Here is a 13,639-nt window from a genome sequence, read left to right on the forward strand (position 1 = left end):
TTCGTTCACCATCAGGGGGAGGGTATGAATATGAAAAAAACGCTAAAAACAACGGCAAGCGTATCACTGATTGCGGCACTGTTCACGCTGGTGGCGGCGGCCTGCACGAGTGGAGGAGGTACGGGCACTCAAGGGGCCGTCTCTACCGGAACGGGAGGTTCGAGTACGGCTGCACCCGCTGCGCCATCAGGCTTCAATTATACGGGGAAGGGGCCGATCACCGATAAAACGGCTGCACTCAGCATACTGGCCACCAATGCCTGGACGAACAATGTGGACTTGAACCAGGCGCCTATCGTGCAAGAAATCAGTAAGCGTGCCGGAATAACCGTCAACTGGGAGCTGCTGCCGCCGTCCACATATCAGGACGCGATCTCTCCGCGTTTGGCAGCGGGAGCCGATCTGCCGGATATCATCTACCAGCTGGATCAGGATCAAACGATGAAAAACATTCAAGGCGGCCTGTTCAAACCGCTGAACGATTACATCGAGAAGTACGGCGTCAATATTAAAAAGTTGTTCGAGAAGTACCCTGCGCTGAAGGCGAGTTTGACGACGCCGGACGGGAAGATCTATTATCTGCCGCAGCTGGCCGTCACCAAAAACTATATGCCCACCTTCATGGTGAATGTGAGATGGCTGGAGAAGCTGGGCTTGCAGGAGCCGGCTACACTCGATGAGTTTACCGACATGCTGCGCAAATTTAAGTCCGGCGACCCGAACGGCAATGGCAAGGCGGACGAGATACCTTTCTCCGTGGCGGGAGGCCAGCTGGCGAATGCGTTCGGCCCGGTCTTCGGGCTGGATCTGGCCAACAATTTCTATGCGGATAAAGACGGGAAAGTTCATTATTCCTATTACGAACCGAATTATAAGGAATATCTCACTTATTTGAACGGACTGTACAAGGAGGGGCTTCTGGAGCCGGATTTCGCGAGTGTGACCGCCGATCAAATCACGTCGAAGTTCTCCCAGAATATAACGGGAGCAACCTTCAACTTCAGCTGGTACACATCGATGGTGTACAGCAAGCTGTTCAAGGATTACGATCCGGCCAAACCGCTGATTAAAGGCATTGCGCCTTTCAAAGGGCCGCATGGGGATCCCTATTATGTAGGCCGTAACCCGATTACCGGTATTTTCGGCGTCTCCAAGAATGCCAAAGATCCGGAGCTGGCGTTCAAATTCTTAGATTACGCGAGCAGTGAGGAAGCGAAGGAGGTCTACGTATGGGGACTTCAGGGGCAGACGTATGAGGTCGTTGACGGTAAGAAGCAGTTCACCGAGAAAGGCAAGGACAACGACTTCATTCAGAAGTTCGGCATCAATCCGGTCAACCTGCCGATCGAGCAGTCGGTCGAAGCAACCGATGTGCTGGTAGCTCCGTGGCATGCCAAGATCGATAAGGAGATGGAGAAATATATCAAGGCTCCGTTCCCATTCGTCTATGCCCTGCCGGCGGAAGCCAGCACCGAGAACACCGTCATGCCTGATATCACAACGTATGTCAATGAGATGAATATCAAGTTCATCACGGGCAAGGAGAGTCTGGATAAGTTCGACAGCTACATCAAGACATTGAGAAGCATGGGTGTCGAAGATGTGGTCAAAGGCAGACAGGCGCAGTACGACCGTTATCTGGCCGCCGGCAAGAAATAAAGAAAGAATAAACACAGCGGCCATTATGCGCCTGCTGTGTTTATCCGTATATGAAGGTGCGGGGAAAAATGGAGCGGCGGCGGAGCGCTTTTTATCGTAAAATAAGGGGAAAGCGATTTCAGACACAGGGGAGCGGCAGCGGATGAGAAGGAGTTTGTATGTAGGGTTGGTCGTACTGTTTGCCGTCGGGCTCGCATTCGCTGTCCGCTACGGCATGCAAGAGGATGAGGGGACAGGCGGCGCAAGTCAGCAGCCGGTGACAACGGCCCTGCAGCCGGCGACGCTCAAGCTGTTATTCCCCTTGGAAGAGCCCGCCGCTCAGAAGGAAGTTCTTCAAGCTGTGGAGGCTAAGCTGGCTAAGGACGGACTGCCGATTAAGCTGGATATTACCTACATCCCTTATGACCAGTATTGGAATAAAGTCTGGTTAATTGCCGCCAGCGGCGAATCGTATGACATCGCTTTATCGGCTTATTCGAACATAGCGGACTATGTGTCCAAAAAGGTGCTTGCCCCGTTGGATACGGCACTCCGCGACCATGGCCAGGCCATTGTTGAGAGTACGCCGGACTATGCTTTCCAAGGGGTCACGATAGGCGGCCAGATCTACGGGATTCCCCGCGTCATGCCGATATCGGAGTTTCAGAGCTTCGTGCAAATCCGGGGGGATTTGCGGAAGAAATACGGTCTGCCCGAAATTAAAACCGTCGCGGATATGGACTTATATTTGGAGACGATGCATAAGTACGAGCCGGCGATAACGCCTTATTTCTATGATACAGGACGGTTCCTGCTCCGGGAGTATGGCGATGTGGCGTTCTTGGCCGGCGGCTATCTGAACGCACCGGTATACATCGATCCGGCCGATCCCCAGTTGAGGGTGAGGAACACGTACGAATCGGACTTTTTCCGCAGTATCATGCAGAAGATGCACGAGTGGCAGGACAAAGGGTACGTGCCGTACGGCCCCTCCGACACCTCGCGGTACCCGGATCCGGAGCTTGCCTTCAACTCGGGGAAGGTCGCCGCCACTTGGAGCGTGGTGCTGAAGCAGACGGAACGGATCGATGCTTTCAAGGCGATGAACCCCGACGGGGAGCTGGAGAACGTGTATCTGCACCCGGAGAAACCGAAATATTTGTTCACGGGGGCGGATAATATTTTGTCCGTGTTTTCAACGAGCCAGCATGTGAACGAATCCGTCGCATTCCTCAATTGGCTGAGGAGCAGTCAGGAGAATTACGATCTTTTTACATATGGGATCAAGGATGTGAACTATAAATTGACGCCGGACGGCGCGATCGATTATGACGGTATCCCGCCTGAGAAGCAGTACATGCCGATCAGCTGGACCTGGAACGATATTCGCTATGTCCGCTTCAGCAAATATATTTCTCCTGCTTACAGGGGAGAGCTGCGCAATTGGGATAAGGAGGCGACGGCTTCGCCGACCTTGGGCTTCGTGCCGGATCTGTCTCCGATCAAATCGGAAATTGCCCAGCTCAATGTGATTATTACCGAGTATTTGCCGCTGCTCTATGACGCGAAGGGAGATTGGGCGGCTACGATGGGGAGTTTCAGGGTGAAGCTGAAGGATGCAGGCATTAATCATGTGATAGCGGAGATTCAGAAACAATTCGATAGTTTTAGAGCCGCGAGAAAGGATGTTAGATCATGATCATTATAGTAGCTGCGGACGGGAGCGGGGATTATACCCGTATTCAGGATGCGCTCGATCGTGCTGAGGCGGTTGGGAGCGCGAGCGGGGAGATAGGTGCGAGGGTAGGGGCGAATGTGACGACCGGGGCAACGACCGATGTGGGAACGATTGGAAGAATAGATGCAAGGGTTGCGCAAGAGGTGATGGCAGGGACGGATGAAAAAATCGAGATGGGGACAATTGGAAACACTGATGTGAGAATTGAGATGGAGGCGAAGGAAGGGGCAAGGAAGGGGCATACCGTTATCTATGTCCGGAGCGGCGTATATAAAGAGAAGCTGCGGATTACGAAGCCGGGCATTTCGGTAATCGGGGAGTCAGCGGAGACAACGATCGTCACGTATGACGACTATGCCAAGAAGCTTTTCCCCAATGGAGAGCCGTATCATACCTTCAATTCTTACACGGCCTTCGTCGGTGCGGATGATGTGACCATTGAGCATTTGACTATCGAGAATACAGCAGGCCGAGGGGAAGATGTCGGACAAGCGCTGGCCGCTTATGCGGACGGGGATCGCGTCGTCTTCCGGGATTGCCGGTTCCTTGGGCATCAGGATACGCTGTTTACCGGTCCTTTGCCGCTGAAGCCGAGAGACCGCTCTACTTTCGGGGGGCCGCGGGAAGGCGTACCGCCGCGCCCTGTTCGGCAATACTATGAGCGATGCTATATTCGGGGCGATGTAGATTTTATTTTCGGCTCCGCGACGGCCGTGTTTCAAGATTGCGAGATCGAATCTGCCGGCAAAGGCTGGGTGACGGCGGCATCCACGCCGGAGGAGGTGGCGTACGGTTATGTGTTCGTCCGCTGCAAGCTGACGGGGGAAGCTCCGGCGGAATCCGTCGGGCTTGGGCGGCCGTGGCGGAATTATGCGAAGACCGCTTTCTTGCGCTGCTGGCTTGGACCGCATATTAAGAGGGAAGGCTGGGACCCGTGGAACGAGCGGGAGAGCGTAGCGACTATCGTATACGCCGAGTACGGAAATAGCGGGCCCGGAGCGGATACCGACTGCCGGGTGGAGTGGTCGAAGCAGCTCTCGGAAGAGGAAGCTGCCGCATATGACGTTAATCGCATTCTGGCGGGGCAGGATGGATGGAGTCCAGTTGGAGCAGGAAGTGGGAATATAGGAGTAGGTGAGAGGATAGATACGAAGGAGAAGGGACCGGAGGACCAGCCGGTCAAGCTGTACCTGGCGGGAGACTCTACAATGTCTAGCTACAAGTCATCCTTTTATCCGCGTATGGGGTGGGGGCAGGTGTTGGATCGATGGTTTGGAAGCGGGGCTGTGGTTTGCAATGCGGCTGCTTCCGGCCGAAGTTCCAAAAGCTATATCACAGAAGGGCGCTTAAACGTCATTTGGAGCAAGATTCGTCCAGGTGACTATCTCTTCATTCAGTTTGGACATAACGATCAGAAAGAGGATGAAAAAAGATATACGGAACCGTATACGACCTATTTGGATCACCTGCGTCGGTATGTGGAAGGTGCACGGTCAAGAGGCGCCTTACCGGTACTCATCACTCCCGTGCAGCGGCGCAGCTTCGATGAGCAGGGCAGTCTCGCCGATACGCACGGGGAGTATCCCTCTGCAGTCAGGCGGTTAGCCGCGGAGCTGGAAGTTCCGCTCATCGACCTCGCTGAGAAGAGCAAAAGGCTCTTCGAGTCGCTGGGCGCAGAGCGGACCAAAGCACTGCTCCTCTGGCTGCAGCCCGGGGAGCACCCGAATTATCCGGACGGTGTGACGGATGATACGCACTTCTCGGAAGCAGGCGCGACAGAGATCGCCCGCTTGGTGGTTGAAGGGATCAAGGAGCTGGGCCTGCCGCTGGCGAGGCTGCTCCGGGAGTAAAAGGAAGCCGATTGATTTCATCGCGTGAGCGGTGGGGTTGATCGGCTTTTTGGGGTGGTGCAGCGGGGAGAAGCTGCATGAGTTGGGATGCATCGACGGGTGGGCGTCAATGGTGGGGCGCGGAAGCAAGCGTGGATAGAGGAGCCCGGGAGCGAGCAGCGATAGAGGAGCCCAGAAGCAAGCGTCGGCAGAGGAACCCGGAAGCAATTAGCGATGGCGTAGTCTGAAAGCCGCCGCCGGTGGCAGGGGGACAACAGGAATTCCTCCCGTTATTCCGGGGGGAATGAGGCACAAATGGGTGTGTAACTGGAAAAGCTCCAGTTATTTTGCGCTTGATTAGCTCTTCTCCCAAGGAAATTCAAAATTTAACGGGAGAAATTCCATGTAATCATGCAGGAAGCCGGGGGGCGAGTCGAAATAACGGGAGGAATTCCTGTTATAGGGGACGAGTACTAGGCGTAGGTGCATGGATATTGGGAGAATGCGAGTAAAGATGCGTGGGTGCAGTGGATATTGGGAGAATGCGAGTATAGATGCGTGGATGCAGTGGATATTGGGGAATGCGAGTATAGTTTGTGTGTGCAGTGGGTATTGGGGGATGCAAGTGTAGATACGTAGGTGCATGGATATTGAGGCGATGTAGATGCACGACGGTACAGTGGATACCGATCAGATACTGGGTGATGCGAGTATAGATACGGGACGGTGCAATGGATTCAGGTGGTGATGCGAGTGGAAATGGGGGGCGGTGTGAGTAGTGATAGGGGCAGAGTGACGTGCGGGGAGGTAGTTGGAGTAGATTAGATTTGATTTGCTTTGAGTAGATTTGGGGTAAAGGCATAGAATCAGGGTCTGGCAAGCAGTGCTTAGACGTTAACGAGCTATTGACAATCATTCTCGATATGATTAAAATGAAACCTATATTATAATAATTATAAATAAGGAATTATTATTTCTCATAGCGGAGGAGAATGTAAATGGCATCAGATAACCATCGTACACACAACTACATCACAACCAACCAAGGCGCCCCCGTCGGCGACAACCAGAACTCACGGACGGCAGGTCAGCACGGTCCTACATTATTAGAAGACTACCATCTGCTAGAGAAGATGGCTCATTTCGACCGGGAGCGAATTCCGGAACGCGTCGTCCATGCGCGCGGTGCTGGAGCTTTCGGCACATTTAAAGTAGAGAAAGCGATGAACCGCTACACGAAAGCCGCCTTCCTCGGCGAAGAAGGTAAAGAAACGCCGGTGTTCGTCCGCTTCTCGACCGTCATCCACGGTCAGGGCTCGCCGGAGACGGCCCGCGACCCTCGCGGCTTCGCGGTTAAGTTTTATACGGAAGAAGGCAATTATGATCTGGTCGGCAACCATCTTCCGGTATTTTTCATCCGCGATGCTATGAAGTTCCCGGACATGGTGCACTCCTTGAAGCCGGCTCCGGATACGAATGTGCAGACACCGGATCGCTACTGGGATTTCATGTCGCTTACGCCGGAATCCACGCATATGTTGACTTGGGTCTTTTCCGATTATGGAACACCAGCCAACTACCGCGAGATGAACGGCTTCGGCGTCCATGCCTTCAAATGGATTAACTCCGTAGGCAACTACGTTTATGTCAAATATCACTGGAAGCCGCATCAAGGCGTACGCAACTTGAGCAAAGCAGAAGCCGCGGCTGTGCAGGCGGAAGATTTCAGCCATGCCACGAGAGATTTGTACGACGCCATCGCGCGCGGCGATTTCCCGAGATGGGATCTGCACGTGCAGCTGCTGCAACCGGAAGATTTGGATGCGTACGATTTCGACCCGCTGGACCCGACGAAAGTATGGCCGGAGGATCTCATCCCCCTGCACAAAGTAGGTACCATGACGCTGGACCGCAATCCGCAAAATTTCTTCGCGGAGGTCGAGCAGGCGGCGTTCTCGCCAAGCGTGCTGGTGGCGGGCATCGAGCCGTCCGAAGATAAACTGCTGCAAGGCAGGCTGTTCTCCTACCCGGATACGCAGAGATACCGGCTGGGCGCTAACTACCTGCAGATTCCGGTGAACTGCCCATACGCCACCGTACAGAACAATCAGCGTGACGGCGCCATGCAAATGAAGCCGCAAGCCGGCAGCGTCAACTACGAGCCGACTCGCCATGCCGAACCGAAGGAGGCGCCGGCGTATCGTGACAGCTCTATCCCGCTGACCGGTACGGCTGGCCGGCAGAAGATCGCGAAAACGAACGATTTCGCCCAAGCCGGAGACACCTTCCGCAGCTTCAGCGAGCAGGAACAGGCGAACTTCATCGCCAATCTGGTCGGTGATCTGGCTTCCGTTCACGAGAAGTCGAAGCTGCTCGCGATCTGCAACTTTTATCGAGCCGACGCCAAGCTGGGAGAAGCGCTCGCAGCAGGGCTGAACGTCGATATTTCGGGCTACTTGCAGCATTTGAAACACTAAGAGCAGAGATGCCTTTTCATATAACACCGTAGAGGAGGGTTCCACCATGGCAAGGCACGATTTGAATCAAGCGCTGCAGCGCATGCGCGCCAAAAATATTCCTTTAACACCGCAGCGCCAAGCGTTATTAACTTATTTGTATGACCAGAACGGCTATACGACGGTTAAGGAAATCTGCGAAGCGTTAGTCGCTAAGTATCCGACGATTAATGCGATGACGATCAACAGCTCGCTGCATGTGTTTAAGCAGCTGGGCTTGGTGAAGGAACTGGCCATGAGCGGAAGCTCCATGCAGTATGAAGCGGCTTTAAGCTCATAATGAAACGCCAAAGCGCCCCAACGCTATCTGAAGGCTCTCTCACAGCCTCGCGTAGTCGTTGGGGCGCTTTCGCTTATTTAAATGCCGACAGCGGAACCGGAAACTCCAGAATACCCAGCGCATAAGGCGCGTATTCATACAGCCCAAAGTAGACGACAACAGTGTCATCTTTCAAATAAAAGCCCTGATCGTTCCGAATGGACTCGAACGGCTCGATGAGCTCATAATCATGCTCTTTCAGCTGCTTTTTAATCTCCTCATTGATAATAGACTTGTATTGCGGATTATTGGAAGCAACCTGCTGCAGCGTCAGCTCATTCCCCGTATCCAGATCGAAGGTGTGGGAATCCCAAGCATAGAACCCGTGAGCGCCGCCGGAAAACGTGTAAACAATGAAGTATAGACTTAGCTTATGATCCTGATTGTAAGTGATTTTGTAATTCACATCGAACGTATTGGGGAAATCAGGCTCCGTACTGCCGATCACCTCGCTAAGATCATTCAGCTGCTGGATCGCCGCCGCTTTATATTTATCCGCTTCCGCCTGGAGGAAGGCATTGATCTTGTCGCTGGCCGCGGTATTGGCCCAACCCTCAATTTGCGGATACTGCAAGGTAATGCGGCGGTTATCGCTTTTCGTAAGGGAATCGGATTTGTTCGTCAATTTCAGCTCGTTCTCCTGAATAGGCGCGATCGTGACGATGTGGCTTTGATCGATATAGCCAATCTTGTAGCCCATCTGCTCCAGAAGCAAACGCAGCGGCAAATACGTCGTGCCTTCAATAATCACAGGGGGCAGCGGAGCGTAAAATTTGTGGTCATTCAAGGCATACTCGGTGCTTTGGTTATGCATGCTCATCGTTTTATGGGGACTGCTGACGGTAACCGTCTTGGTCGCACTGTCCCAGGAAGTGGTTAGACCGAGCTGTTTGCTAAGAAAGGCGAGTCCGACATAGGTGTCGCCTTCTTTGGTTTTGCCGCCGGGCACATCCAGCAGTTGATCGCCGATCTGAATGCGCAGAGGAGCCAATTGGACCTCTTGATCGGCACTATACGTTTCAGCGCGAACGCTCGTTTGCGGCAGGAGGGCGGAACCGGAGAATCCGGCCAGCAGCGCAGCAGCTAAGGCAACTTTGATTGTGAACATCTTCTTATTCATGGAACTCGCTCCTTCGTGTTTTTCATCTAGTATCTTAGACGATAAGCAACAAGAAAAGTTTGCAGCATCTTTCGTTTTTGTCGAAAAAAATAATCGGTTTTTCTCTATGAATTACCCGAATACCGAACGAATATAACGGTGCGGAAAGGAGTGAAAGCGGATGAAAGTCCACAACTGTCGTTTGTTGGGAAAAAACCTTCAAAAAACGAACTATACAAAAGATAAAGTTGCAAATCGTTCGTTTTTTGAAATTGACACGACACGTTAGTTGGTAGTAAACTAGGGAAGCGGGTTAGAGAGCCGCACTAATTGAAAATGTCGAAACAACTCGTATAAAATCAGGAATAGGGCCTGAAAGTTTCTACCCAAAAACCATAAATTTTTGGACTACGAGGAAGCGAATGAGGGGAACCATAGGAAGATGATGGTCTTTTTGCATTCGGTTCTTTTGCTGTCCAGCGGATAGAATCGCGTATTCTAGCTCTGGGCATTTTTTGGTTTAAAGGGTTTAATCATAGTAACCATTATTTGAAGAGAGTGGGTTAATGATGACGGTACGTGTTGGTGTCATAATGGGAAGCCAGTCGGATTGGGAAACGATGAAGCACGCATGCGACATGCTGGAAGAGCTGGGAGTGCCTTATGAGAAGAAGGTTGTCTCCGCACACAGAACGCCGGATTTGATGTTTGAATATGCAGCCGCAGCAGCAGGCCGCGGCATCCAAGTGATTATCGCCGGAGCGGGCGGAGCGGCGCATCTGCCAGGGATGGTAGCAGCTAAGACCGAGCTGCCGGTTATTGGCGTTCCGGTCAAGACCTCCACGCTGAACGGACTCGATTCCCTGCTGTCCATCGTGCAGATGCCTGGCGGCATTCCGGTTGCGACCGTGGCCATCGGTCACGCAGGAGCGACGAACGCCGGCCTGCTGGCGGCGCAAATTCTCGGCGCTTTCGATCCGGAGCTGCAAGCGAAGGTAAGAGCGCGCCGCGAGCGCATCGCGCAGACGGTCATTGAAAGCAGTGACTTGTTATGACGGAGGCACCAAGCGGTAAAGTCATCAAGCCGGGCGGCACGATCGGCATCTTGGGCGGCGGGCAGTTAGGCCGCATGCTGGCCCTGGCGGGACGCAACATGGGGTACCGGTTCGTGACGCTTGACCCGACGGAAGATGCGCCATGCGGACAAGTCGCCGACGAACAGATTCAGGCGAGCTTCGACGACGTCGAAGCGGCGCGGAAGCTCGCGGCACGGTCCGACGTGATCACGTATGAATTCGAGAACGTGGACGCCCACGTGACGAGCATTCTGATGAATGAATCCTATGTTCCCCAAGGAAGCGAGCTTTTATATACGACCCAGCATCGTCTTCGGGAGAAGAGAGCCATTGAAGCGGCGGGCGTACCGGTCGCTCCTTATGCGGAAGTGAAGAGCGCGGCTGAGCTGAAGGACGCTGTCGTCAAGTTCGGCACACCGTGTGTGCTCAAGACGGCCACCGGCGGCTACGACGGCAAAGGTCAGTGGGTCATCCGCTCTCTAGATGAAGTGGAAGAAGCTTATGAGACGCTGAGTAAGGCCAAGACCGAGCTCGTTCTCGAACAATTCATTCATTTCGACAAGGAATTATCCGTCATTGCAGCAAGAAGCCCGCGCGGCGAAGTGAAAGCTTTCCCGGCAGCGGAGAACATACATGTACATAACATCCTGCATCAATCCATCGTGCCTGCCCGCATTCCGGCGGACGTACAGCAGGAAGCCGAGGAACTGGCGATTCGCATCGCCGAAGGACTCGGCGTGATCGGATTGATCGCCGTAGAGCTGTTCCTGACGAAGGACGGCCGGCTCTACGTCAACGAGCTTGCGCCGCGCCCGCACAATTCCGGTCATTACACGATGGAAGCGTGCCGCACCTCGCAGTTCGAGCAGCATGTTCGCGCCATATGCAACCTGCCTCTAGGCTCTACCGAGCTGCTGACGCCGGTTGTGATGGTGAATTTACTGGGTGAACATATCGAGCCGCTCAGCGGTCTCATCGATCAACCAGGCTTCCTGGAGGACACCGAGCTGGGTGTAAGCGCCAAGGTTCATCTCTACGGCAAGAAAGAAGCGAAAGAGAAACGCAAAATGGGACATATCAATCTGTTGGCTGACGATGTCCAGCATGCACTGAATTGGATAGAACGCACCCGGATTTGGGAAAGTAAGTAAATGAACATTATTGGAGGAACGGTACGATGATCGAACGTTACACACGCCCGGAGATGGCGAGCATTTGGACGGAGCAGAACAAGTTTCAAGCATGGCTGGAAGTTGAAATTCTTTCCTGCGAGGCTTGGGCCGAGCTGGGCGTCATTCCGAAGGAAGATGTGAAAGTACTGCGTGAGAACGCCAGCTTCAACATTGACCGCATCTACGAAATCGAGCAAGAAACGCGTCATGACGTCATTGCCTTCACAAGAGCGGTATCCGAGACGCTGGGACCTGAGCGCAAATGGGTGCACTACGGTTTGACATCCACAGACGTGGTTGACACGGCGCTGGGCTACTTGCTGAGACAAGCCAATGAGATCTTGGACAAAGACATTCAGAACTTCATCGAGATTCTTCGCAACAAAGCGATTGAGCATAAAAACACAGCCATGATGGGCAGAACGCACGGCGTTCATGCCGAGCCGACGACATTCGGACTGAAGATGGCGCTGTGGTACGAAGAAATGAAACGCAACCTGGAGCGCTTCCGCTTTGCCGCTGACGGCGTGCAATTCGGCAAAATCTCCGGTGCGGTCGGCACCTACGCGAACATCGATCCGTTCGTTGAGCAATATGTGTGCGAGAAGCTGGGCACGAAACCGGCTCCGATCTCCACACAGACGCTGCAGCGCGACCGTCATGCCGAGTACATGGCGACATTGGCGCTAGTCGCTACATCGTTAGACAAATTCGCGACGGAAATCCGCGCCCTGCAGAAGAGTGAGTTCCGCGAGGTGGAAGAGCCGTTCGCCAAAGGTCAAAAAGGTTCCTCCGCGATGCCGCACAAACGCAATCCGATCGGCTGCGAAAGCATCTCCGGCCTGTCCCGTGTCATTCGCGGTCATATGATTTCCGCTTACGAGAACGTGACGCTGTGGCATGAGCGCGATATTTCGCACTCCTCCGTTGAGCGTGTGATCCTGCCGGATGCGACGCAGCTCTTGAACTACATGCTGAATCGTCTAGGCAACATCATTAAGAACTTGACGGTATTCCCTGAGAACATGAAGCGCAACATGCGCAGCACGTACGATGTGCCGTTCTCCGGCCGCGTGATGACGAAGCTGATCGACAAAGGCTTCTCCCGTGAGCAAGCTTACGATACGGTGCAGCCGAGAGCGATGCAAGCGTGGGAAGAACAGCGTTCCTTCCGCGAAATCGTAGAGAATGAGCGTACGATTACAGAAGCGCTAAGCCCGGCCGAAATCGCGGATTGCTTCGATCCGAGCTGGCATTTGAAACATGTTGACACGATCTTCGACCGCTTAGGTTTGAAATAGAAGGCATTCTGGGAGAGAAGGGAAGGGTTGTCCGTGGCAAGTAACATTCTTGATTCAGCGGTTGATTTCGTTAAGGCGCCTCTGGTTCACAAAGGGAAAGTGCGCGAGCTGTACGATTTGGGCGAAAATTATCTGATCGTCGTCACGGATCGGATCTCGGCGTTCGACTATATTCTGAAGCCGGGCGTTCCTGACAAAGGCTACGTGCTCAACGCGCTGAGCAAGTATTGGTTCGGCGTGACGAGCGGTTATATGAAAAATCATATCGTTCATACAGACGTGGAACAGCTCCAAGATGTGCTTCCGGATGCGGCAGCGAGAGAGCTTCTCAGAGAGCGCATTATTGTTGCGAAGAAAGCGGAGCGCATCTCCATCGAGTGCGTCGTTCGCGGATACATCACAGGCAACGGCTGGAGACAGTATGAGAAAACGGGCGAAATCAACGGGCGCAAGCTGCCGGAAGGGTTGCGGAAGAATCAGCGTCTGAACGATCCGATCTTCACGCCGGCAGCCAAGAATGATGTAGGCCACGACGAAGACATCTCCATCGAGCAGATGATCGGCTTGGTCGGCGAACAGCTGACCTACGAGCTGCAAGAGCGCAGTATTATGCTGTACACGCTGGCTCATTCCATTTGTGAGCAGAAGGGCATCATTTTAGCGGATACGAAGTTCGAATTCGGCTTCTATGCCGGTGAACTTATTATTATTGATGAGATTTTCACACCGGATTCCTCGCGTTACTGGGCGGAAGACAAGTACGCCTTGGATATCGAGATCGATTCCATGGACAAAGAGCCTGTCCGTACCTACTTGGCGAATTCCGGCTGGGACAAGAACAGTGAACCGGATGAGCTTCCGGCTTCGGTTGTTGAAGAGACGGCGAACCGGTACAAAGAGATTTTGCGGCGTTTGGTCGATTAAAAATAATAAGCAAAGCAAGCACATACG

Annotated in this window: 10 protein-coding genes and 1 riboswitch; of the genes, 9 read left to right on the forward strand and 1 reads right to left on the reverse strand. The window is 53.4% G+C overall.

Going from position 1 to position 13,639, the window contains the following annotated elements:
• Nucleotides 1-30 precede the first annotated feature (30 nt).
• The 5 genes from PUT07_RS30485 to PUT07_RS30505 all read left to right on the forward strand — a co-directional run bounded on the left by PUT07_RS30485 (nucleotide 31) and on the right by PUT07_RS30505 (nucleotide 8,001).
• Nucleotides 31-1,659: an extracellular solute-binding protein gene (locus PUT07_RS30485; RefSeq protein ID WP_274472556.1), complete on the forward strand. Its 1,629-nt coding sequence runs from the start codon at nucleotides 31-33 to the stop codon at nucleotides 1,657-1,659.
• 142 nt (nucleotides 1,660-1,801) lie between these two features.
• Nucleotides 1,802-3,337 carry an ABC transporter substrate-binding protein gene (locus PUT07_RS30490; RefSeq protein WP_274472557.1) on the forward strand — a complete coding sequence of 512 codons (1,536 nt, stop codon included), beginning with the start codon at nucleotides 1,802-1,804 and terminating at the stop codon, nucleotides 3,335-3,337.
• Complete coding sequence (locus tag PUT07_RS30495) at nucleotides 3,334-5,226, forward strand: pectinesterase family protein (protein WP_274472558.1); 1,893 nt, start codon at nucleotides 3,334-3,336, stop codon at nucleotides 5,224-5,226. Before PUT07_RS30490 ends, PUT07_RS30495 begins: the two co-directional genes overlap by 4 nt.
• Before the next feature lie 977 nt (nucleotides 5,227-6,203).
• Complete coding sequence (locus tag PUT07_RS30500) at nucleotides 6,204-7,682, forward strand: catalase (protein WP_274472559.1); 1,479 nt, start codon at nucleotides 6,204-6,206, stop codon at nucleotides 7,680-7,682.
• Between the two features lie 46 nt (nucleotides 7,683-7,728).
• On the forward strand, nucleotides 7,729-8,001 hold the full coding sequence (locus PUT07_RS30505; protein WP_274472560.1) for a Fur family transcriptional regulator: 273 nt from the start codon (nucleotides 7,729-7,731) through the stop codon (nucleotides 7,999-8,001).
• Nucleotides 8,002-8,074: 73 nt separating this feature from the next.
• On the opposite strand, the gene PUT07_RS30510 is transcribed toward PUT07_RS30505, so the two are convergent.
• Nucleotides 8,075-9,160 carry a stalk domain-containing protein gene (locus tag PUT07_RS30510; protein ID WP_274472561.1) on the reverse strand — a complete coding sequence of 362 codons (1,086 nt, stop codon included), beginning with the start codon at nucleotides 9,158-9,160 and terminating at the stop codon, nucleotides 8,075-8,077.
• A 308-nt stretch (nucleotides 9,161-9,468) separates the two neighbouring features.
• Nucleotides 9,469-9,570, forward strand: a riboswitch (purine riboswitch).
• A 138-nt stretch (nucleotides 9,571-9,708) separates the two neighbouring features.
• Between PUT07_RS30510 and purE the strand changes: the two genes are divergently transcribed.
• Genes purE through PUT07_RS30530 form a run of 4 tightly spaced genes read left to right on the forward strand, consistent with a single transcriptional unit; the run spans nucleotide 9,709 to nucleotide 13,612 of the window.
• Nucleotides 9,709-10,194, forward strand: a complete 486-nt coding sequence (gene purE / locus PUT07_RS30515) for a 5-(carboxyamino)imidazole ribonucleotide mutase (RefSeq protein ID WP_274472680.1) — start codon at nucleotides 9,709-9,711, stop codon at nucleotides 10,192-10,194.
• A complete protein-coding gene (gene purK, locus PUT07_RS30520; protein WP_274472562.1) occupies nucleotides 10,191-11,366 on the forward strand; it encodes a 5-(carboxyamino)imidazole ribonucleotide synthase in 1,176 nt (391 codons plus the stop codon). The genes purE and purK overlap by 4 nt, the downstream gene beginning before the upstream one ends.
• Before the next feature lie 26 nt (nucleotides 11,367-11,392).
• On the forward strand, nucleotides 11,393-12,688 hold the full coding sequence (gene purB / locus PUT07_RS30525; protein ID WP_274472563.1) for an adenylosuccinate lyase: 1,296 nt from the start codon (nucleotides 11,393-11,395) through the stop codon (nucleotides 12,686-12,688).
• Between the two features lie 27 nt (nucleotides 12,689-12,715).
• Nucleotides 12,716-13,612, forward strand: a complete 897-nt coding sequence (locus tag PUT07_RS30530) for a phosphoribosylaminoimidazolesuccinocarboxamide synthase (RefSeq protein WP_274472564.1) — start codon at nucleotides 12,716-12,718, stop codon at nucleotides 13,610-13,612.
• Nucleotides 13,613-13,639 lie beyond the last annotated feature (27 nt).

Source organism: Paenibacillus sp. MAHUQ-63, from assembly GCF_028765165.1.
Lineage (GTDB): Bacteria > Bacillota > Bacilli > Paenibacillales > NBRC-103111 > Paenibacillus_E.

Coding starts and splice junctions, on each gene's coding strand:
- PUT07_RS30490 (WP_274472557.1), top strand. CDS start 1,802: ATGAGAAGGAGTTTGTATGTAGGGTTGGTCGTACTGTTTGCCGTCGGG.
- PUT07_RS30510 (WP_274472561.1), bottom strand. CDS start 9,160: ATGAATAAGAAGATGTTCACAATCAAAGTTGCCTTAGCTGCTGCGCTG.
- purE (WP_274472680.1), top strand. CDS start 9,709: ATGACGGTACGTGTTGGTGTCATAATGGGAAGCCAGTCGGATTGGGAA.
- purB (WP_274472563.1), top strand. CDS start 11,393: ATGATCGAACGTTACACACGCCCGGAGATGGCGAGCATTTGGACGGAG.
- PUT07_RS30500 (WP_274472559.1), top strand. CDS start 6,204: ATGGCATCAGATAACCATCGTACACACAACTACATCACAACCAACCAA.
- PUT07_RS30505 (WP_274472560.1), top strand. CDS start 7,729: ATGGCAAGGCACGATTTGAATCAAGCGCTGCAGCGCATGCGCGCCAAA.
- purK (WP_274472562.1), top strand. CDS start 10,191: ATGACGGAGGCACCAAGCGGTAAAGTCATCAAGCCGGGCGGCACGATC.
- PUT07_RS30485 (WP_274472556.1), top strand. CDS start 31: ATGAAAAAAACGCTAAAAACAACGGCAAGCGTATCACTGATTGCGGCA.
- PUT07_RS30495 (WP_274472558.1), top strand. CDS start 3,334: ATGATCATTATAGTAGCTGCGGACGGGAGCGGGGATTATACCCGTATT.